The organism is Synechococcus sp. FACHB-909 (assembly GCF_014698945.1).
Classification (GTDB): domain Bacteria; phylum Cyanobacteriota; class Cyanobacteriia; order PCC-6307; family Cyanobiaceae; genus Cyanobium.
In genome coordinates this window covers 546,877-565,722 of record NZ_JACJTY010000002.1, presented here as the reverse complement: position 1 = coordinate 565,722, position 18,846 = coordinate 546,877, and the positions used below count along the sequence as shown (strand labels likewise).

Annotated in this window: 21 protein-coding genes, 1 tRNA gene and 1 pseudogene; 13 read left to right on the top strand and 10 right to left on the bottom strand. The window is 72.0% G+C overall.

What is annotated here, in order from left to right:
* Nucleotides 1–128 (bottom strand): annotated as a pseudogene (locus H6G99_RS06100) (photosystem II D2 protein (photosystem q(a) protein)); the annotation flags it as partial.
* A 181-nt stretch (nt 129–309) separates the two neighbouring features.
* Here H6G99_RS06100 and H6G99_RS06095 point away from each other — a divergent pair.
* The 4 genes from H6G99_RS06095 to H6G99_RS06080 all read left to right on the top strand — a co-directional run bounded on the left by H6G99_RS06095 (nt 310) and on the right by H6G99_RS06080 (nt 2,383).
* Nucleotides 310–573, top strand: a complete 264-nt coding sequence (locus H6G99_RS06095; RefSeq protein WP_094586658.1) for a UPF0367 protein family — start codon at nt 310–312, stop codon at nt 571–573.
* Nucleotides 570–1,280 carry an ABC transporter ATP-binding protein gene (locus tag H6G99_RS06090; protein ID WP_190610519.1) on the top strand — a complete coding sequence of 237 codons (711 nt, stop codon included), beginning with the start codon at nt 570–572 and terminating at the stop codon, nt 1,278–1,280. The genes H6G99_RS06095 and H6G99_RS06090 overlap by 4 nt, the downstream gene beginning before the upstream one ends.
* A gap of 30 nt (nt 1,281–1,310) precedes the next feature.
* Nucleotides 1,311–1,382 (top strand) — tRNA-Asn (locus H6G99_RS06085).
* 203 nt (nt 1,383–1,585) lie between these two features.
* A complete protein-coding gene (locus H6G99_RS06080; RefSeq protein ID WP_190610518.1) occupies nt 1,586–2,383 on the top strand; it encodes a response regulator transcription factor in 798 nt (265 codons plus the stop codon).
* Between the two features lie 9 nt (nt 2,384–2,392).
* Here the strand turns inward: H6G99_RS06080 and H6G99_RS06075 are convergent, their stop codons facing one another.
* The 3 genes from H6G99_RS06075 to H6G99_RS06065 are packed head-to-tail and all read right to left on the bottom strand — an operon-like array spanning nt 2,393 to nt 6,439.
* Nucleotides 2,393–3,370: a DNA polymerase III subunit delta' gene (locus H6G99_RS06075; protein ID WP_190610517.1), complete on the bottom strand. Its 978-nt coding sequence runs from the start codon at nt 3,368–3,370 to the stop codon at nt 2,393–2,395.
* Nucleotides 3,363–4,016 (bottom strand): dTMP kinase, encoded by a 654-nt coding sequence (gene tmk / locus H6G99_RS06070; RefSeq protein WP_190610516.1) that lies wholly within the window; start codon nt 4,014–4,016, stop codon nt 3,363–3,365. The genes H6G99_RS06075 and tmk overlap by 8 nt, the downstream gene beginning before the upstream one ends.
* Nucleotides 4,013–6,439: a heavy metal translocating P-type ATPase gene (locus H6G99_RS06065; protein WP_286190998.1), complete on the bottom strand. Its 2,427-nt coding sequence runs from the start codon at nt 6,437–6,439 to the stop codon at nt 4,013–4,015. Before H6G99_RS06065 ends, tmk begins: the two co-directional genes overlap by 4 nt.
* 116 nt (nt 6,440–6,555) lie before the next feature.
* Between H6G99_RS06065 and H6G99_RS06060 the strand changes: the two genes are divergently transcribed.
* Entirely contained in the window at nt 6,556–7,077 is a 522-nt protein-coding gene (locus H6G99_RS06060) for a photosystem I assembly protein Ycf3 (RefSeq protein ID WP_094586668.1), read from the top strand.
* Nucleotides 7,078–7,098: 21 nt separating this feature from the next.
* Here the strand turns inward: H6G99_RS06060 and radA are convergent, their stop codons facing one another.
* The gene (gene radA, locus H6G99_RS06055; protein ID WP_190610515.1) at nt 7,099–8,562 is read right to left on the bottom strand and encodes a DNA repair protein RadA; all 1,464 of its coding nucleotides are present in this window, start codon (nt 8,560–8,562) and stop codon (nt 7,099–7,101) included.
* Between the two features lie 103 nt (nt 8,563–8,665).
* On the opposite strand from radA, the gene rpaB reads away from it, so the two are divergent.
* From rpaB to H6G99_RS06030, 5 genes are all read left to right on the top strand, one after another.
* The gene (gene rpaB, locus H6G99_RS06050; RefSeq protein WP_015110442.1) at nt 8,666–9,412 is read left to right on the top strand and encodes a response regulator transcription factor RpaB; all 747 of its coding nucleotides are present in this window, start codon (nt 8,666–8,668) and stop codon (nt 9,410–9,412) included.
* Complete coding sequence (gene plsX / locus H6G99_RS06045; protein WP_094586672.1) at nt 9,393–10,745, top strand: phosphate acyltransferase PlsX; 1,353 nt, start codon at nt 9,393–9,395, stop codon at nt 10,743–10,745. The genes rpaB and plsX overlap by 20 nt, the downstream gene beginning before the upstream one ends.
* Before the next feature lie 73 nt (nt 10,746–10,818).
* Nucleotides 10,819–11,826, top strand: coding sequence for a beta-ketoacyl-ACP synthase III (locus H6G99_RS06040; protein ID WP_190610553.1), 1,008 nt, complete (start codon nt 10,819–10,821; stop codon nt 11,824–11,826).
* Between the two features lie 27 nt (nt 11,827–11,853).
* A complete protein-coding gene (fabD, locus tag H6G99_RS06035) occupies nt 11,854–12,747 on the top strand; it encodes an ACP S-malonyltransferase (RefSeq protein WP_190610514.1) in 894 nt (297 codons plus the stop codon).
* Entirely contained in the window at nt 12,744–13,469 is a 726-nt protein-coding gene (locus H6G99_RS06030; RefSeq protein ID WP_094586678.1) for a lysophospholipid acyltransferase family protein, read from the top strand. The genes fabD and H6G99_RS06030 overlap by 4 nt, the downstream gene beginning before the upstream one ends.
* Here H6G99_RS06030 and H6G99_RS06025 read toward each other — a convergent pair.
* Genes H6G99_RS06025 through H6G99_RS06015 form a run of 3 tightly spaced genes read right to left on the bottom strand, consistent with a single transcriptional unit; the run spans nt 13,411 to nt 15,025 of the window.
* Nucleotides 13,411–14,121, bottom strand: coding sequence for a YdcF family protein (locus tag H6G99_RS06025; RefSeq protein WP_353617182.1), 711 nt, complete (start codon nt 14,119–14,121; stop codon nt 13,411–13,413). The genes H6G99_RS06030 and H6G99_RS06025 overlap by 59 nt on opposite strands.
* A complete protein-coding gene (gene tsaB / locus H6G99_RS06020; RefSeq protein WP_190610513.1) occupies nt 14,115–14,771 on the bottom strand; it encodes a tRNA (adenosine(37)-N6)-threonylcarbamoyltransferase complex dimerization subunit type 1 TsaB in 657 nt (218 codons plus the stop codon). The genes H6G99_RS06025 and tsaB overlap by 7 nt, the downstream gene beginning before the upstream one ends.
* A complete protein-coding gene (locus H6G99_RS06015; protein WP_094586684.1) occupies nt 14,768–15,025 on the bottom strand; it encodes a Ycf34 family protein in 258 nt (85 codons plus the stop codon). Before H6G99_RS06015 ends, tsaB begins: the two co-directional genes overlap by 4 nt.
* A 94-nt stretch (nt 15,026–15,119) precedes the next feature.
* On the opposite strand from H6G99_RS06015, the gene H6G99_RS06010 reads away from it, so the two are divergent.
* Together H6G99_RS06010 and H6G99_RS06005 are read left to right on the top strand one after the other, a co-directional pair.
* Entirely contained in the window at nt 15,120–16,385 is a 1,266-nt protein-coding gene (locus tag H6G99_RS06010; RefSeq protein WP_353617181.1) for a tRNA nucleotidyltransferase/poly(A) polymerase-related protein, read from the top strand.
* A gap of 64 nt (nt 16,386–16,449) precedes the next feature.
* Nucleotides 16,450–16,878 (top strand): RNA recognition motif domain-containing protein, encoded by a 429-nt coding sequence (locus tag H6G99_RS06005; RefSeq protein WP_094586688.1) that lies wholly within the window; start codon nt 16,450–16,452, stop codon nt 16,876–16,878.
* Between the two features lie 51 nt (nt 16,879–16,929).
* Here H6G99_RS06005 and H6G99_RS06000 read toward each other — a convergent pair whose 3' ends face one another.
* Both H6G99_RS06000 and H6G99_RS05995 read right to left on the bottom strand, forming a co-directional pair.
* The gene (locus H6G99_RS06000; protein ID WP_190610511.1) at nt 16,930–17,109 is read right to left on the bottom strand and encodes a hypothetical protein; all 180 of its coding nucleotides are present in this window, start codon (nt 17,107–17,109) and stop codon (nt 16,930–16,932) included.
* A 38-nt stretch (nt 17,110–17,147) separates the two neighbouring features.
* Nucleotides 17,148–17,666 (bottom strand): Crp/Fnr family transcriptional regulator, encoded by a 519-nt coding sequence (locus tag H6G99_RS05995; RefSeq protein WP_286190996.1) that lies wholly within the window; start codon nt 17,664–17,666, stop codon nt 17,148–17,150.
* A 157-nt stretch (nt 17,667–17,823) separates the two neighbouring features.
* On the opposite strand from H6G99_RS05995, the gene H6G99_RS05990 reads away from it, so the two are divergent.
* Nucleotides 17,824–18,846, top strand: a complete 1,023-nt coding sequence (locus H6G99_RS05990; protein ID WP_094586694.1) for an aromatic ring-hydroxylating dioxygenase subunit alpha — start codon at nt 17,824–17,826, stop codon at nt 18,844–18,846.

Here is an 18,846-nt window from a genome sequence, read left to right as displayed (position 1 = left end):
AGATAGGCCGTGGGGAACAGCAGCAGACCGGACCACCCCACGAAAACGAAGCGGTCGCGCTTGAGCCAGTCGTCGAGGACGTCGAACCATCCACGCGTGGCAGGGGCGCGCCCCAGGGCGATCGTCATGGGAGGTGCTTCACGAAGCGTTACAACCTGATCGTAAGAGAAGAGCCCCTTTCTGTGCGGCCAAGGGGGCCGTTGCCATCAGGGAATGAGTACAAGTACCCACCTCTCCCGGACGGCCGGCGATTCGCCAGAGTGGCCTGGCTCGCCCTCTCCACCGTCCCGGCCCCCAGCCCCCTCCACCATGTACGTCGTCGAGATCTCCCTCCGGCTCAGCCCCATGCCCGTTGCCGTCCAGCGCAAGGAACTGGACGGCGCCCAGGCCCTGTACGGGGACGTGCGCCAGGCGCTCGAGAGCGGGCACCCCAAGGTGCTCGAGCTCACCTGCGAGAAGGACGAGCAGAAGCGCGTCAGTCTGCTGAGCGGCGAGATCGTCGCCGTGCAGATTTATGAGAAGTCGTCGGTCGCCGGCGGTGGCAAGCGTCCCGGCTTCAACTTCGAGCCTTGAGCGCATCGGCGACCTCCGGGGCGGTCGAGCCCCCCCTGGAGATCCAGGGACTCCGCTTCGGCTGGGGCGAAGGCGTTCCGGCCCTGCAGGACTGCCGGCTGCGGATTCCGGGGCCGGGCCTGTGGATGCTCGTCGGCAGCAATGGCAGCGGCAAGAGCACCCTGCTGCGCCTGGTCGCCGGCCTGCTCACGCCGACGGCCGGCCGTATCACCTGCCAGGGCCGACCGGCCCTGGTGTTCCAGAACCCCGACCACCAGCTGCTGCTGCCCAGTTGCGGCAGCGATCTGCAGCTGGCCCTCCCCGAGGGCCTCGACGACGCGGCCCGTGCCGGGCGGGTGGCGTCGGCCCTGGCCCAGGTGGGGCTGGAGGGCCTGCAGCAGCGCCCCATCCACACCCTGAGCGGCGGCCAGAAGCAGCGGCTGGCGATCGCCGGGGCCCTGGCCAGCGCCGCGACACTGCTGCTCCTGGATGAACCCACCGCCCTGCTGGATCCGGACAGTCAGAAGGAGGTGCTGGAGCTGATCCATCGGCTCTGCCACCGCAGCCCATCCCCCCTCACCGCGCTGTGGATCACCCACCGTCTCGAGGAACTGGAGTGCTGTGACGGGGCTGCCCGCATGGAAGCCGGCGCGGTCGGCCCCTGGCAGAGCGGCGAAAGCCTGCGCCGCTCCCTGGCCCCCTTGCCCGCCGGCGGGGCCGAAAGGTAAGGTCTTCGGATCCCGGTCCGCCGGGTGTCTTCCTCGGTAGCTCAGTGGTAGAGCGGTCGGCTGTTAACCGATTGGTCGCAGGTTCGAATCCCGCCCGGGGAGTTTCTCCTTCCGCCCGTTGCCGGGCCCCATCACTCCGGTAACGGCCGGTGGCAGTGGTCGGCTGAGCCGGATTCAGCCCCCGGCCAGGTGCGCACCTGCACCCTCATCCCTGCAGTGTCAACGCAAAACCGCGACACTGTCCTCTCCCGTCCCCGTGCTCCCTACCCAGGCACCCACGACGACTCGCCTCGCCTCGAACACCCATGAAGCCCTCCATCCTGCTCATCGAAGATGACGGCGACATGCTCGATCTCGTCGCCGGACACCTTGAGCACGGCGGCTTCGATGTCCAGAGGGCCGCTGACGGCATCAAGGGCCAGGCCCTTGCCGTTCAGTACTGCCCCGATGTGATCCTGCTCGACCTGATGCTCCCCAAGGTCGACGGTCTGACCCTCTGTCAGCGCCTGCGGCGCGACGAGCGCACCGCCAAGATCCCCATCCTGATGCTCACCGCCCTCGGCAGCACCAAGGACAAGGTCAGCGGCTTCAACTCCGGCGCCGACGACTACCTCACCAAGCCCTTCGATCTCGAGGAGCTCATGGTCAGGGTCAAGGCACTCCTGCGGCGCAGCGAGCGCGCACCCCTCTCCGCCAAGCACAACGAGATCCTCAGCTTCAGCTCCCTCACCCTCGTCCCCGAGCGCTTCGAGGCCATCTGGTTCGACGCGCCCGTCCGCCTCACGCACACCGAGTTCGAACTCCTCCACTGCCTGCTGCAGCGCCACGGCCAAACCGTTGCCCCTTCCCTGATTCTCAAGGAGGTCTGGGGCTACGAGCCGGACGACGACATCGAGACCATCCGGGTCCACATCCGCCACCTCCGCACCAAGCTCGAGCCTGACCCCCGCAAACCCCGCTTCATCAAGACCGTCTACGGCGCCGGCTACTGCCTCGAGCTGCCTCCCGTCGATCAGATCGAACCCCTCGCCGCCGCCATCCGCTCCGCCAGGGAGGCCAGGCTCGCCGCGGTTCCCAAGACGGGCGAAGGGGCGGTGGCCTGAAGGCAGCCCTCAGCAACCTAGATCCAGCAGGGCCACCTCCCAGGCCAGCCGCGGCTGCACGTAGGCCAGCAGGTGGCTGCGCAGCTGCTCGATGCGCCGCAGGGGTGCCGGTTCCTGGCGCCGCCGCCAGAGGTGCAGCTGCCACCAGTCGAGCAGCCAGAGCTGCTGCTCGCCATCGAGGGCCTCGCTGAGGTCGCGGGCCAGGCCCAGGGCCTCCATCGGCTCCCGGCCCAGGGCCAGCAAGCGCTCCGCCAGTCCCTCGGGCAGGCCCTGCCAGACCCGCCGGTGGTGCAGCAGGGCCCCGGGAGATCCGGCGGCAAGCTCCAGCAGCTCGGGGGGATCGGCCACGGCCCGCTCCGGTGTCCCCTCGGCCAGCGGCAGCCGCCCCAGCACCTGGTGCACCAGGGCGGGGGGCAGGCGGGCGAAGGGGATGGCCTGGCAGCGGGAGCGGATCGTGCTCAGCAGCCGGTCCGGCGTCGCCGTGAGCAGGATCAGCAGGCCATGGCCCGGTTCCTCGAGGGTCTTGAGCAGGGCATTGGCGGCCGCTTCGGCCATCGCTTCGACCGTCTCCAGCACCACCAGGGAACGCTCCCCCTCCACCGGTCGGCGGGCCAGGAACCGGGTCACCTCCCGCACCTGCTCCAGGCGCAGCTGGGGGGGACTGCGGCGGCTGAGGCCCTGGGCCTCGGCCTCGGAAGCCTTCACCAGCCGGCCCTGGTGCAGGTAGGTGGGCTCGACCCAGAGCAGATCGGGGTGGTTGCCCGCCGCCAGGCGTCGCCGCAGCGGCACCGAACCGGCGGTGCCACCGGCGAGCACCCCCTCGAGCAGGCGCAGGGCCGCCAGCCGCCGGCCCACCCCGTCGGGGCCGACGAACAGGTAGGCGGGCGCCAGCCGCCGCCGTTCGAGGGCGGCCGTGAGCAGGGCCACGGCCTGGGGCTGGCCCACCAGATCGGCGAACAGCTCAGCATCGGCGAGCAACTCAGCCATGGCCCCCTGCGCCGGCGCCGCCCAGGTGTTCCGTGATCAGGGAGCGGCAGCGGCCCGTCACCTGCTCGATCGGCCCTCCGGCCGCGACGCGGTGCCAGCCCCTCTCGGCGGCCAGGCTGGCGAAGCCGTCGCTGACCCGCTGCAGGAAGGCCTCGCCCGCGGCCTCGATGCGGTCGGCGGGCCGGTCGCCGCGGCGCTGCAGGGAGCCGGCCAGGGGGAGATCCAGCCAGAGGGTGAGATCGGGCTCCAGGCCGCCGGTGGCCATCACTTCGAGCTGCCGGATGGTTGCCAGGGGCAGGCCGCGGCCATAGCCCTGGTAGGCCGCGGTGGAGCCGCTGAAGCGGTCGCTCAGCACCCAGTCGCCGGCGGCCAGGGCCGGACGCAGGCACTCCTCGACGTGCTGGGCCCGGTCGGCGGCATAGAGCATCAGCTCGCAGAGGCTGCAGGGGGCGGCCCCCTCCGGCGGCCGCAGCAGCAGGGCGCGCAGGGCCTGGCCCAGGGCCGTCCCGCCCGGCTCCCGCGTCACCACCAGCCGGGCGCCGGGCGCCATCAGGCCGCTGAGCGGCAGCCAGGCACGCAGGGCCTCGATCTGGGTGGTCTTGCCGCAGCCGTCGATGCCCTCCAGCACCAGGAAGCGCCCGCTCATGGCGCGGAATCCCTTGGGAGACCCTGCAGGAGCAGGGCGTTACCGACCACGGTGATCGAGCTGAAGGCCATCAGCAGGGCCGCCAGTTCGGGCGAGAGGCTCAGGCCGAAGCCCGGCAGGAGCGCACCGGCGGCGATCGGCAGGACGATCAGGTTGTAACCGAAGGCCCAGGCCAGGTTCTGGCGGACCTTGGCCATGGTGCGCCGGGCGATCTCCAGGGCCCGGACGATGCCGTCGAGTCCCTCGCCCATCACCACCAGGGCCGCGCTCTCCTGGGCGATCTGGGTGCCCGTGCCGACGGCGATGCCCAGGTCGGCGGCGGCGAGGGCAGGGGCATCGTTGATCCCGTCACCCACCATCGCCACGGCCCCCTGGCGATGGGCCAGCAGGAGCCGTTCCAGCTTCTGCTCGGGTCGCAGTTCCCAGGCCAGCTCCTCGGGCCGCAGGCCCAGGCGGTGGCCCAGACCCTCGACGCTGGCGCGCCGATCACCGCTGAGCAGGCCCAGCCGCAGCCCCAGCCGCCGCAGGCGGGTCACGGTGGCGGCGGCATCGGCCCGGGGCCGGTCCTCCACGGCCAGAAGTCCCAGCAACCGCCCCTCGGCGGCCACCGCCAGCAGGGTGGCACCACCCGATTCCAGGTCCTGCTGCAGGGCCGTACCAGCGGGCTCCGCCATCACCCCCTGGCGGGCCAGCCAGTCCAGCCGGCCCACCCGCACCAGGCCGGTGCCCTCCACCAGCCCCTGCACCCCTTCGCCGGGGAGGGCCTGGGCCTCGCTGACGCTCAGGTGGGGAAGCCCCCGGCACTGGGCCTCCTGAAGCACGGCGTGGGCCAGGGGATGGCGGCTGTGCTGCTCGAGGCTCGCCGCCAGCTGCACCAGCCGGGCGGCCTCAGCCGCCTCCGCCGGGCTGCCCGGGGCCGCCCCCACGACCCGGACGGCCGTCACCAGGGGACGGCCGATGGTGAGGGTGCCGGTCTTGTCGAACAGCACCGCCTCCAGCCGGGAGGCGGTCTCGATCGCATCGCCGCCCCGGAACAGCAGGCCGGAACGGGCCGCCAGCCCGGAGCCCACGGTGATCGCCGTCGGCGTGGCCAGGCCAAGGGCGCAGGGGCAGGCCACCACCAGCACCGCGATGGCCAGCTGCAGCCCCAGGCTGAAGGGGGTGCCGGCTGCACCGCCGTCATGGGCCAGGGCGCCGTGGGCGTGGGAGAGGTGCCCATGGGCCCCGTGGCCAACGGCCGCGCCCATGGTGAGAACCTCGGGCCATTGCCGGCATCCCCACAGCCACCAGAACAGCAGGGTGGCCAGCGCCAGCAGCAGCACCACGACGGTGAAGCGGCCGGCGACCCTGTCGGCCAGGCCCTGGATCGGCGCCTTGCGGGCCTGGGCCCGCTCCACCAGGCGCACGATGCGGGCGATGGCGCTGTCGGCACCACGGCGGCGCACCTCCAAAACCAGGGAACTCTCGAGGTTGAGCAGGCCGGCGGCCAGCTCGCTGCCCGGTTCGACCGACTGGGGCAGGGGCTCGCCGGTGAGGCTGGAGGCATCGACGCGCGAGCACCCCTCCAGCACCACCCCATCCACCGGCACCCGGTCGCCCGGCAGCAGCCGCAGCCGGTCCCCCGGCCGCAGCCCGCCCACCCGGACCTGGCGGGGGGGGCCGTCGCCCAGGAGCAGCAGGGCATGGTCGGGCTGGAGGGCGCCCAGCTCCTCGATGGCCCGGCCGGTGCGGTAGCGGGCGCGCTCCTCCAGGAAACGGCCGGTGAGGACGAAGCCGAGCAGCATCACCGGCTCGTTGAAGTAGCAGGGCCAGCCGCTGGCCGGCCACAGCCAGCCCACCAGGCTGGAGAGGTAGGCGCTGGCCACCCCCAGTCCCACCAGGGTGTCCATGCCGGGCACCCCGGCCAGGGCCGAGCGGACGCCGCGGACCAGGATCGGCCGGCCGGGGAAGGCCAGGGCCAGGGTGGCCACCAGGGCATGGAACCAGGGGCTGCCCAGCAGCGGCCAGGGACCGCGCCAGGCCAGCAGACCGGCGTCAGCCAGGTGCCCCAGGCCGGAGACAAGCAGCAGCAGCAGGGCCACCAGCAGCTGGCGCCAGTGGCGCCACCACTGCTCGGCCTGGCGCCGCTCCCGCTGGCTGGCGGGCTCCGGCTCCTGGGGGCGCAGCCGGGCCTGGAAGCCCAGGCCCTCGAGGCTGCCCAGCAGGGCGGGCAGCGGATCCACGCCGACCCCATCGGGACCGTCAGAGCGGGGCTCCAGGTCGACCCAGGCCGTGCGGGTCAGCAGGTTGACGCTCGCCTGGCGCACCCCTTCGGTCTGCAGGAGGCGCTGCTCCACGGCGCGGACGCAGCTGCCGCATTTCATGCCCTCCACATCGAGGAGCAACGGCTCGCGGGAGCTGCTGGCGGGGGGGGTGGCGCTCAAGCGGGGGGTGCCGGTGCTGGGTGCCGGAGGGGGGGCCGGGCCCCAGGCTAGGGAGCCGCCACGCCGTTGCCCCGGCCGCCCAAGGCAGGATGGGTGGAAGATCCGGACCTGGACCCTTGCCCCGCTCGCAGCGCAACGACAACTTCATCGACAAGAGCTTCACGGTCATGGCCGACCTGATCGTCAAGCTGCTGCCGATCGATCCCAAGGCGAAGGAGGCCTACGTCTACTACCGCGACGGCCTGTCGGCCCAGAACGACGGCGACTACGCCGAGGCGCTGGAGAACTACGAGGAGGCCCTGAAGCTCGAGGAGAACAGCATCGACCGGGGCGAGATCCTCAAGAACATGGCGATCATCTTCATGAGCAACGGCGAGGAGGAAAAGGCCCTCGACTTTTATCGCCAGTCCCTGGACGCCAACGGCAACTCCCCCTCCTGCCTCAAGAACATGGGCCTGATCTACGAGAAGTGGGGGCGGCTGGCGGAGGAGACCGGCGACCAGGACGCCGCCGACCGCTGGTTCGACGAGGCCGCCGCCTACTGGACCAAGGCGGTGCGCCTCTACCCGGGCGGCTACCTGGACATCGAGAACTGGCTCAAGTCCTCCGGCCGCAGCAACGTCGACGTCTACTTCTGAGCCGCGCTCCCTGGGCCGCTGTCACGCGGCGGGGTTGACCCCCAGGCCGGCCACCAGGGCCTCGGCCACCGTGGCCGCCTCCAGCAGCTGCAGGCCCAGGCCGGCCGCCACCGGCCCGAGGGCGCTGCCGCGGGGCACCACCGCCCGGGCGAACCCCAGCCGGGCCGCCTCCTGCAGGCGCAGCTCCAGCTGGCCCACGGGCCGCAGCTGCCCCCCCAGGCCCAGTTCCCCCAGCAGCACCGTGCCCGCCGGCAGGGTGAGGTCGCGGTAGCTGGCCACCACGGCGGCCGCCACCCCCAGGTCCGCCGCCGGCTCCTCCACCTCCAGGCCGCCGGCCACCGCCAGGTAGCAGTCGAAGCGGGACAGGGGCAGGCCCATGTGCTTCTCCAGCACCGCCAGGATCTGGTGCAGGCGGTTGGTGCCGATGCCGGTGGCGGTGCGCCGCGGGCTGGCATAGCTGGTGGGGCTGACCAGGGCCTGAACCTCCACCAGCAGCGGGCGGGTGCCCTCGCAGGCCACGATCGTGGCGGTGCCGGGGCTGGGTCCATCCCCGGCCAGGAACAGCTCGCTGGGGTTGCTCACCTCCACCAGCCCCGCCCCCCGCATCTCGAACACCCCCAGTTCATGGGTGGCGCCGAAGCGGTTCTTGGCCGCCCGCAGCAGCCGGTGGCTGGCGAAGCGGTCCCCCTCGAAGGTGAGCACCGCATCCACCAGATGCTCAAGCACCTTGGGGCCCGCCAGCATCCCCTCCTTGGTGACGTGCCCCACCAGCACCAGGGCGGTGTGCTGCCGCTTGGCGATGCGCTGCAGGGCGGCCGCACATTCCCGCACCTGGGACACCGACCCGGGGGCACTGCCCAGCTCGGCGTCGTGCAGGGCCTGGATGCTGTCGATGATCGCCACCTCGGGCCTCAGGGTCTCCAGCTCCTGCAGCACCAGCTCCAGGTCGGTCTCCGCCAGCAGGCGCAGGCCCTCGCTCTCACCGTCACCCGCCTCCGGCACGGCGCCGGGTCCAGCTCCGGGGCCGTCCTCGGCCAGGCGCCGCCAGCGCAGCTTCACCTGCTGGGCCGACTCCTCGGCGCTGACATAGAGCACCACCGCCCGGGCGGCCATGGCCCGGGCGCTCTGCAGCAGCAGGGTGCTCTTGCCGATGCCCGGGTCGCCCCCCAGGAGCACCAGGGAACCGGGCACCAGGCCACCCCCCAGCACCCGGTCCAGTTCGCCGTAGCCGCTGGCCAGGCGCTGCAGGGGCCGGTCCCCCACCGCCTGGATCGGTTCGGAGCGGCGCGGCCGCCCCGGCGTCCCGGCCCCGTCAGCCCCCGGAGCGGCGGCGGCGGCCACCGGCCGGCGCCGCCGACTGTCGCCGCTCGGCTCGCTCTGCTCCACCAGGGTGTTCCAGCCGCCGCAGCCGGAGCAGCGGCCGAAGAACTGCCGCGTCCTGGCCCCACAGGCCTGGCAGACGAACGAGGAACCGGGACGGGCCAAGGGGAGCGGGCGGTGTGTATGAAGAAAGGTGGCGTTCGGTGAATTCCCGACCTTCCGGCCGGTTCAGTGGGTCGGAACCGTGTTGCATTCTCCTCGCCGCGCAATGACGGCCTCCCCCACCGCCAAGGAAACGATCCTCGTCGTCGATGACGAGGCCAGCATTCGCCGGATCCTCGAGACGCGCCTCTCGATGATCGGCTATCAGGTGGTCACCGCCAGCGACGGCGAGGAGGCCATCGAGGCCTTCCACCGCGTCCTGCCGGACCTGGTGGTCCTCGACGTGATGATGCCCAAGCTCGACGGCTACGGCGTCTGCCAGGAGCTGCGCAAGGAATCGGACGTGCCGATCGTCATGCTCACCGCCCTCGGTGACGTGGCTGACCGCATCACCGGCCTTGAGCTCGGCGCCGACGACTACGTCGTCAAACCCTTCAGCCCCAAGGAGCTGGAGGCGCGCATCCGCTGCGTGCTGCGGCGGGTCGAGAAGGACCCGGGCGCCGGGATCCCCAACTCCGGCGTCATCCAGGTGGGCGATCTCCGCATCGACACCAACAAGCGCCAGGTGTACCGGGGCGACGAGCGCATCCGCCTGACCGGCATGGAGTTCAGCCTGCTGGAGCTGCTGGTGAGCCGCTCCGGCGAGCCCTTCAGCCGCGGCGAGATCCTCAAGGAGGTGTGGGGCTACACGCCCGAGCGTCACGTGGACACCCGCGTGGTGGATGTCCACATCTCGCGGCTGCGCTCCAAACTGGAGGATGATCCGGCCAACCCCGAGCTGATCCTCACGGCGCGGGGCACCGGCTATCTGTTCCAGCGCATCGTTGAACCCGTTGCCACCGAAGGATCCTGAAGGCGCAGGGCGCGACGGCCGTCGCTTCGCCTCCAACCGCCCCAAACCCAACCGCACGATCCGCCGCCTGGTGATCTGGTACCGCCGCAATGCGGCTGTCACCAGCCTCGTGGGCACCGCCACCGCCACCGCCAGCGGCGCCGCCTCCGGGGCGGTGTCCGTTGCCGGCAGCATGGCCGGCGCCGCCACCAATGTGGCGGGATCCGTGCTCCAGCCCCTGGTGTTCGACCCCCTGCGGCGTCTGCAGCAGGGCAGCCACACCGGCGCCGCCATCGACGACCGCCAGCGCCTCTGGGTGGCCGTCGACGGCATGGGCGGGGACCACGCCCCGGGGCCGATCCTGGAGGGCTGCCTGAGGGCCGTGGCCCTGCTGCCCCTGCGCATCCGCTTCGTGGCCGAGCCGGAGCCGCTGCGGCAGGCGGTGACGGCCATGGGCCTGGGCCAGGAGCTGGAGGAGGCGGTGCAGCGTGGCCTGATCCAGCTGGTGCCCAGCGGCCCGTCGGTGGGCATGCACGAGGAGGCCACCGTGGTGCGCCGCAAGCGCGACGCCAGCATCAACGTGGCCATGGACCTGGTCAAGAAAGGCGAGGCCACCGCCGTCTATTCCGCCGGCAACTCCGGCGCCGTGATGGCGGCGGCGATCTTCCGCCTCGGCCGGCTGGCCGGCATCGACCGCCCGGCCATCGGCGCCCTGTTCCCCACCAAGGACCCCAGCCAGCAGGTGCTGGTGCTCGACGTGGGGGCCAACATGGACTGCAAGCCCGAATGGCTGCACCAGTTCGCCCTGCTCGGGAACATCTACAGCCGCGACGTGCTGCAGGTGAAGCGGCCCCGCATCGGCCTGGTGAACATCGGCGAGGAGGAGTGCAAGGGCAACGACCTCTGCCTGCGCACCCATCCGCTGCTGGCGGCCGACGAGCGCTTCGTGTTCGCCGGCAACTGCGAGGGGCGCGACATCCTCTCCGGCGACTTCGACGTGGTGGTCTGTGACGGCTTCACAGGCAACGTGCTGCTGAAGTTCCTCGAATCGGTGGGCAGCGTCCTGCTGGACGTGCTGCGGGCCGAGCTGCCCCGGGGACGCCGGGGCAAGGTGGGCTCGGCGTTCCTGCGCAGCAACCTGGTGCGGATCAAGAAGCGCCTCGACCACGCCGAGCACGGCGGCGCCCTGCTGCTCGGGGTCGATGGCATCTGCGTCATCGGCCACGGCAGCAGCCGGGCCCTCTCGGTGGTGAGCGCCCTGCGGCTGGCCCACTCCGCCGCCAGCCACGGCGTCATGGACGACCTGCACGCCCTCGGCGAGGGGAGCGCCGGAGTGGCAACCACCTGTGGTTGACTGTGGCCACCTGTGAACCGAATGGGTGCCGCTCGGCTCAGACAAGACGGTGACCACGGCCGCCTTGCGGGGCATGGCCCTGGTGGGCTGCGGACGCGCCCTCCCCGCCGCCAGCATCAGTAACGACCAGCTGAGCGAGCGGGTCGAGACCAACGACGACTGGATCCGCAGCCGCACCGGCATCGGTGCCCGGCGGGTGGCCGGCCCCGGGGAAACCGTCACCAGCCTGGCCGCCGAGGCGGGCCGGGCGGCCCTGGCCCATGCGGGCTGGGACCCTGAGCAGGTGGATCTGATCCTGCTGGCCACCTCCAGCCCGGACGACCTGTTCGGCACCGCCCCGCGGGTGCAGGCGGCCCTGGGGGCCCACCGGGCGGTGGCCTTTGATCTCACCGCCGCCTGCAGCGGCTTCCTGTTCGCCCTGATCACGGCGGCCCAGTACATCCGCGGCGGCACGATGCGGCGGGTGCTGGTGATCGGCGCCGACCAGCTGAGCCGCTGGCTCGACTGGGACGACCGCCGCACCTGCGTCCTGTTCGGCGACGGGGCCGGCGCCCTGGCCGTGGAGGCCTGTGACCCCGCCGAAGACGGCCTGGTGGGCTTCCGCATGCGCTCGGACGGCAGCCGCAACGCCTGCCTCACCCTGGCCCAGGTGGCCGACCACCAGCCGTTGGTGGGGGATCTCTCGGCCCAGGTGGGCGGCTTCGCGCCGATCCACATGAACGGCCAGGAGGTCTACAAGTTCGCCGTGCGCGAGGTGCCCGCCGTGCTGGCGGAGCTGCTGGAGGCCACGGGCACCGCCGCCGCCGACGTGGACTGGCTGCTGCTGCACCAGGCCAACCAGCGCATCCTCGACGCGGTGGCCGATCGCTTCGCCATGCCCGCCGAGCGGGTGCTCAGCAACCTTTCGGCCTATGGCAACACCTCCGCCGCCACGATCCCGCTGATGCTCGACGAAGCCGTCCGCGATGGGCGGGTGGGCGCCGGCGACCTGATCGCCAGCAGCGGCTTCGGCGCCGGCCTCAGCTGGGGCGCCGCCCTGTTCCGCTGGAGCGGTCCGGGGGTCCCCCCAGCCGAGCCCTAATCTCCTGCCGTTGCACGGGAGGCTTGCATGGCCATCGCCTGGGTGTTTCCGGGACAGGGTTCGCAGAAACCGGGGATGGCCGAGGGGGTGATCGACCTGCCGGGGGCCCGGGAGCGTTTCGATCGGGCCTCCGAGCTGCTCGGCCGTGACCTGCTGGCCATCTGCGCGGGAACGGAGACCGGTGGCCAACCCAGCGACCTCAACGACACCCGCAACACCCAGCCGGCCCTGTTCGTGGTCGAGAGCCTGCTGGTGGACGCGCTCCACGGCCAGGGCCGCAGCGCCCGGCTGGTGGCGGGCCACAGCCTGGGGGAACTGGTGGCGCTCTACGCCGCCGGGGTCTTCGATGCCGAGACCGGCCTGAAGCTGATGCGCCGCCGCAGCGAACTGATGGCGGCCGCCGGCGGCGGCGCCATGACCGCCGTGATGGGCTTCGACCGGGACGAGCTCGAGCAGGCGGTGGCCGCCACCGAGGGGGTGGTGATCGCCAACGACAACAGCGCCGCCCAGGTGGTGCTCTCCGGCACCCCGGAAGCGTTGGCCAGTGTCACGGCGACGGTGCGCTGCAAGCGGGCCATCCCCCTGGCGGTGTCCGGCGCCTTCCATTCCCCCTTCATGGCCGGCGCCGCCGAGGCCTTCGCCGCCGAACTGGAGGCGGTGCCGTTCGCTGACGCCCGGATCCCCGTGCTCAGCAACGCCGATCCCCGGCCCGAGACCGACGCCACGGTGCTCAAGGAGCGCCTGCGCCAGCAGATGACCATGGGGGTGCGCTGGCGGGAGACGATGGACCGGCTGCAGGCCGAGGGGATCAGCACCGCCGTGGAGATCGGGCCGGGCAACGTGCTCTCCGGCCTGATCAAGCGCAGCTGCCCCGGGCTCGGCACCGCCCAGATCGCCACCTCCGGCGACATGGGCCAGTGAGACGCCGCCGCCGCCCCCCCGCCGATCCCCCCGCCCTGCTGAGCACGCCGAAGCCGAGCCTGACCTACCGGCTGATCAGCTACCTGCTGGTGTTCCCTGTGTTCCGGGTGCTGTTCCGGGGCCGGACCACCGGCAACGACAACGTGCCCCTGGAGGGGGCCGTGGTGGTGGTGGCCAACCACGGCTCCCACCTGGATCCGCCGCTGCTGGGGCACGCCCTCGGCCGGCCGGTGGCCTTCATGGCCAAGGCGGAGCTGTTCCGGGTGCCCCTGCTGGGGCCGATCATCCGGGCCTGCGGCGCCTACCCGGTGGAGCGCGGTGCCGGCGACCGCGAAGCGATCCGCACCGCCACCGACCGGCTGCTGCAGGGCTGGGCCACCGGCGTGTTCATCGACGGCACCCGGCAGGCGAACGGCCGCGTCAATGCCCCCCAGCCGGGGGCGGCCCTGCTGGCGGCCCGGGCCGGGGTGCCGCTGCTGCCGGTGGCGATCATCAACAGCCACCGGGCCCTGGGACCCGGCGGCCACGGCCCGAGGCTGGTGCCGATCCACATCCGCATCGGCACACCGATCCCGCCGCCTGCCTCCCGGCGCCGCCCCGACCTGGACGCCGCCACCCGCGCCGCCCAGGAGCAGATCAACCGGATGCTCGACCTGGGTCCGATCAGCGGATCCCTGCTTTTTCCAGCCAGGGAGCCACCCGCTCTTCCACCCACGGCCTGATGTCCTGACCGCTGATCACCCAGAGGGCCGCCCGGGCGCCGTCGCCCCAGAGGCGCCGCCGGCCCTCGACGACGCAGAGCTCGCCGCAGGGCACGGGCACCGGGGTGAGATGGATGCCGCGGCTGCCGGCCACGATCCGTCCCACCAGCAGGGCCCGCTCCATGTGGTCGGCGGAGGTGACCAGCAGGGCATGGCGGATGCGTGCCTTGCGCAGGTCGTCCACCAGGGAGGTGAAGTTGGACATCGTGTCGCGGGCCCGGTAGTCGAGCTGGACCTGGCGGGCGGGCAGACCCTCCTTCTGCAGGAACAGCCAGTGGGCGTACTCGGGGTTGGTGCCGCCGGTGACCACCACCGGCAGGCCGTCCACACGGGCCAGGCGGGCCGCCGCCGCCTCCCGATCCGCATCCCCCCCCAGCACCAGGATCATCTGGGGCGGCGGCGGCGTGGGCCACCAGCCACCGCGCGACAGCCACAGCAGGGCCAGTCCCGCCAGGCCCGCCAGCACCACCCGCCCCGAAACCGGTCGCCGGCGGCGTGGCCCGCGGCGGGAGCGCTGGGGGGCGACGGGCGGGGGCATGGCGGCGGCGGCTGGGCGACGGGAGCGGCGACGGCGCGGCCGCGGCTCGGGGCGGGGTCCGGGGCGGCTCAGCATGGGAGCGCCTCCACCGGGCTGGTGGGATAGAGGGGCAGCACCGGTTGCCAGGGGGCGTCCCGCCCTTCCGCGGCGTTGGCAGCACCGATGCCCAGCAGCTGGATCACGTCCTCCGGCAGCTGCACCTCGGCCGGATGGATCGGGTACGGGGTCAGCGCCTCGCTGCCCCGATGGAGACGGGGCGCCTCCAGCTCGGCGACGCCACCGGGCTGGTCCGGGTCGGCGCCGTAGAGCCCCGCCACCACACCGCGCCGCGGCAGTTCCTGCAGCAACCAGAAGGGGCCTTCGCTGGGGGGCTCGGATCCGGTGAGCAGGCGGCGGGCCATCAGGCGGAAACTGCTGATCCCGTCCAGGGGCAGCGCCAGCTGCTGGGCCAGGGTGCGGGCCAGCACCACCGTCAATCGGGTGCCGGTGAAGCCTCCGGGGCCGGTGGCCACCGCCAGGCGGCCCAGCCGGGGCCAGGCGCTGGCCGGCAGCACCGACTCCAGACACTCGAACAGTCCGTTGGAGAGGGAGCGGCCGAGGGGGAACGTCTCCAGCCGCTCGGGCGCCGCCGCCCCGAGGCGCTGCAGCCCCACGCCGAGGCTTTCGCTGGAGCTGTGCAGCGCCAGCAGCCAGGGGCGCCCGTCCGGATCGGGGAGGACACTCATCGGGGCAGGGGTCCGTCGGGGCGACAGCGACGCCAGCGGCCCGGGTCGGAGCGGAAGTCGGAGCAGGCGCGCACATCCCACTCCACCCCGACGCTGGTGCCGGCGGTGTCGAGATCGATCACCTGCACGTGGATGCGCGGCTGGCGGGGGCTGAAGTCAGGATGGGGATTGAGATGGGCGACGCCATGCTGGCGCTCGACCGCGTGGTAGGCCTGACACCGCTCGACCCAGTGGCAATCCACGCAGATGCACATGCCGCCGCGGCCCAGCAGGGCGCCCATTGTGGCGTGGGAGCCGGGACGTCAAGTCCCTGAACTGTGGCGGGCCCTGGCGCCCGAGACCTGGCCGGTGGCCCTCCACCAGCTGCCGGCGGGCACGGCGCTGGTGGGGGGGGCGGTGCGGGACGGCCTGCTGGGCCGCCTGAGCGCCCGGCCGGATCTGGACCTGGTGGTGCCCGTGGACGCCATCGACCTGGCCCGACGCCTGGGGCGGCAGCTGGGCGGCAGCTGTGTGGTGCTGGACCAGGAGCGCTCGATCGCCCGACTGGTGCTGCAGGGCTGGACGATCGACCTGGCCCGCTGCGCCGGTGAGGATCTGGCCGCCGATCTCACCCGCCGGGACTTCACCGCCAACGCCATCGCCCTGCCCCTGGAAGGAGCGACGCCGTCCGGCCGCAAATCGGCCGCGGATCTGCGGCTGATCGACCCCTGCGGCGGCCTGCCGGATCTGGCGGCAGGCCGGCTGGTGGCCATCAGCGAAGCCAACCTGCTCGATGACCCCCTGCGGCTGCTGCGGGGGGTGCGGCTGGCCTGCGAACTGGCGTTCAGCATCGCTCCGGCCACCTGGGAGCTGATCGGGCGCCATCGGCAGCGGATCACCGCCGTGGCCGGGGAGCGGGTGCTGGCGGAGCTGGAACGGCTGGCCGCCGCTCCCGAGGGGCACCGGGGGCTGGAGCTGGCCCTGGAGGCGGGGCTGCTCCAGCCCTGGGGGGCCGCCGACGGGTCCGGGCCCCGGCTGGAGCCCCTGGGGCCGCAACGGCCGGAAGCCTGCGGCCTGATGCCGACGGAGGCGGCCTGGGCCCTGCCGCTGGCGCGGCTGGCGGCCGTGCTCGACGGCCCGACCCTGGAGCGGCTGCGGGCCAGCCGGCGCCTGCAGCAACGCTGCCAGCGGCTGCGTCACTGGCACGACCGTCTCCAGCGCAGCGATTCGCCCCGGGGCGGGCCGTCCCTGGAGGCCCTGGACGAAGCGGATCGGCTGCAGTTGCACCGCCAACTGGAGGAGGATCTGCCCGCCCTGCTGTTGCAGCTCGATCCCACAGCGGCAGGGGCGGCCATGGAGCGGTGGCGCAACCCGGCGGATCGCCTGTTCCACCCCCGCCCGCCCCTCGACGGCCGCCGGCTGCAACAGCTCCTGGCCATCCCGCCAGGGCCCCGTCTGGGCCAGCTGATCGATCACCTGACGGCCGAACGGGCCTTCGGTCGACTTGGCGGAACCGCAGCGACGGACACAGCGGAGTTGACCGACCCGCATGCAGTTGATGAGGCCGTTGCCGCGGCCCGGCTCTGGCTCGACCGCCGGGGACCCGGCGCGGACCCGGACCCACGGCGTGATTAACTGCTGGATGCAATGGCGCGATCGCACCGCCTGCCAGAGTTTTTCCTTTCCTGAGCCCCTCCCCATGAGCGTTCGTCTCTATGTCGGCAACCTGCCGCAAACCTTTGATGCCAAAGAGCTGGATGCTCTCTTCTCGAGCGTGGGAGAAGGGGTTCGCTTCAAGGCCGTGAACGACCGGGAGACCGGAACCTGCCGTGGCTTCGGCTTCGCCAACGTCGACGACCTGGCCCAGGCTGAGGCCGTGATCGCCCAGCTCAACGGCAAGGACTTCGGCGGCAGCACCCTGCGCATCGAGATTTCCGAGCAGCGCCGTGAGGTCCGCGGTGCCGCCGGCAACGACCGCCGCCCCGGCAGCGCCCCCACCGCCGCCCGCAAGAGCGTCAACAAGGTGGTCCATGCCGACGCCGTCGGCGAAGGCGCCCCCGATCCCCGCTGGGCCGGCGAGCTGGCCAAGCTGAAGAGCCTGCTGGCCAACCAGAAGGCCGCGGTCTGATCCGGCACCGCCACTCCCCTGGCCCACCATCCCGCCGGAGCGGAGGCGGTGTCAGGGGAGAAAGGCCATCAGCCCGACCACGCCCACGAAGATCGCCAGGAACAGAAAGCCCATACGGCTCATCCTGCGCTCGTGGCTGTCGATGCCGGCCTCGACGTCGGCACTGATCAGCTCCCGGAATTCGGAGAGGGCGTGCTCCTTGTCTTCAGGGGGGACCGGCTGGATGCTCATGGAACGGGACCAGTGGTGATGGGCTGCGCGAACGGGGCTCAGCCCCGGTGAAAGTACCAGTAGGAACCGATCGCCAGAAGCACCATCAGCACGATCGGAACGGCGATGGCAGCCATGCCGCTGTGGCTGCGCACCACCCGGCCCTCATGGGCGACGACCGCATCGCGGATGCTCGCCTGCATCTCCTCGCGCAGCCGGGCCAGGTCGGACTCCAGGGTCTCGTTGGTGTAGAGGTCCCGGAGGCGGTCGAAGACGCTGCGTCCGAGCACCAGGCTGCGCTCGGGATGCTCGAACAGCAGGTCCATCAGCTCGTCGCGGCTGAAGACGAGCAGCTCGGTGGGCTGGGAGGCCCTGGCGGTGTGGGTGCGGGCCCGGCCGTCGATCAGCTCCACCTCACCGAACACGTGGCCCGGGCCATGGCGCCCGTCGATGCCTTCTCCGGTTTCGGGATAGAGGGTGACCAGTTCGATCGCCCCGGTGCGGACGAGATACACCTCCTGACCACTGTCTCCACTTCGGTAGGCGAACTCACCGGGGTCCAGGTGAAGCTTGCGCAATGGTCGCCACTCAACAGAAACCGATTCTAAATCGTTCAGCAATTCCTTCAGCCGGTTCATCTTGGATCCAGGCCCCATCGGTGCTAAACAGGGTCGGTCGACCCGTGGAACCGGTGTCGCACCCAGCTCAGGAACGACCCGAGGAACGACCCGAGGAATGACCCAGGGACTCGAGAACTTCTGGTATGCGGTGGAGCATGCCCACGGGCTTCGCGACCAACCCGTCTCCGTCACCCTCCTGGGGCGCCGCTACCTCCTCTTCCGCGACGCGGGCGGCCAGGCCCATGCACTGGCCGACTACTGCGCCCACCGCGGCGCCAGCCTGGCCAGGGGGTGGGTGGAGGGCTCCTGCGTGCGCTGCCCGTACCACGGCTGGAGCTATGACGTGGATGGGCACTGCGTCCGGATTCCGGCCGACCCCCCGGGAACACCCATCCCGGCCCGGGCCCGGATGGCCACCTTCCCCATCCGGGAGCAGTCCGGCTTCCTCTGGATCTTCCCCGGCGAGGCCGATCGGGCCTCCGAGGTGCCCATCCCCCCCTTCCCGGAACTGGGTCAGCCGGGCTGGCGGGCGGTGAGCGGGTCCTACACCTGGAACGCCCACTTCAGCCGGGTGGTGGAGTCGGCGCTGGACACCTCCCACGCCCCCTTCGTCCACCGGCCCTTCTTCGGCAACCGGGAGGACGCGAGCGTGGAAAGCCTGGAGATCGTGAGCGAACCGGGTCTGGTGTCCACCCATCACAAGCTGAAGCCGCCGGCCCGCGTGGGCTTGCTGAAGTACATCGTCAAGCGGAAAAGGAGCCACTCCAGCTCCACCCTCACCGGCTACCTTCCCAACGTCAACAGAATCGCCCTGGACTTCAACTGGAAGGGGTATCAGTACATCTATTTCGCCAGCAACATCCCCGTTGACGACCACACCACCCTCACCAAGTGGATCGGCGTGCGCAATTTCCTCCCCTACGGCTGGGCCGACGGCAACTCGATCCGCAACACGGTCGACACCTACGAGGAGGACAAGGCGGTGGTGGAAACCCAGCCCCCGGGCCCGTCCTGGAGCACCCAGGGGGATGAGCTGCTGCTGGCCTCCGACCAGCTGATCCTGGCCTACAGGCGTGCCCTGGCCCGGGCCTGCCCGGCCACAGCCCCCGTGCCCACGCCCCCCGTCCCCACGCCCTGA

Bases quoted from the DNA above. Each gene is read 5' to 3' on its own strand.
- H6G99_RS06095 (WP_094586658.1), top strand. From the start codon at position 310: ATGTACGTCGTCGAGATCTCCCTCCGGCTCAGCCCCATGCCCGTTGCC.
- H6G99_RS06080 (WP_190610518.1), top strand. From the start codon at position 1,586: ATGAAGCCCTCCATCCTGCTCATCGAAGATGACGGCGACATGCTCGAT.
- H6G99_RS06075 (WP_190610517.1), bottom strand. From the start codon at position 3,370: ATGGCTGAGTTGCTCGCCGATGCTGAGCTGTTCGCCGATCTGGTGGGC.
- tmk (WP_190610516.1), bottom strand. From the start codon at position 4,016: ATGAGCGGGCGCTTCCTGGTGCTGGAGGGCATCGACGGCTGCGGCAAG.
- rpaB (WP_015110442.1), top strand. From the start codon at position 8,666: ATGACGGCCTCCCCCACCGCCAAGGAAACGATCCTCGTCGTCGATGAC.
- H6G99_RS06040 (WP_190610553.1), top strand. From the start codon at position 10,819: ATGGCCCTGGTGGGCTGCGGACGCGCCCTCCCCGCCGCCAGCATCAGT.
- fabD (WP_190610514.1), top strand. From the start codon at position 11,854: ATGGCCATCGCCTGGGTGTTTCCGGGACAGGGTTCGCAGAAACCGGGG.
- H6G99_RS06025 (WP_353617182.1), bottom strand. From the start codon at position 14,121: ATGCTGAGCCGCCCCGGACCCCGCCCCGAGCCGCGGCCGCGCCGTCGC.
- tsaB (WP_190610513.1), bottom strand. From the start codon at position 14,771: ATGAGTGTCCTCCCCGATCCGGACGGGCGCCCCTGGCTGCTGGCGCTG.
- H6G99_RS06015 (WP_094586684.1), bottom strand. From the start codon at position 15,025: ATGTGCATCTGCGTGGATTGCCACTGGGTCGAGCGGTGTCAGGCCTAC.
- H6G99_RS06005 (WP_094586688.1), top strand. From the start codon at position 16,450: ATGAGCGTTCGTCTCTATGTCGGCAACCTGCCGCAAACCTTTGATGCC.
- H6G99_RS06000 (WP_190610511.1), bottom strand. From the start codon at position 17,109: ATGAGCATCCAGCCGGTCCCCCCTGAAGACAAGGAGCACGCCCTCTCC.
- H6G99_RS05990 (WP_094586694.1), top strand. From the start codon at position 17,824: ATGACCCAGGGACTCGAGAACTTCTGGTATGCGGTGGAGCATGCCCAC.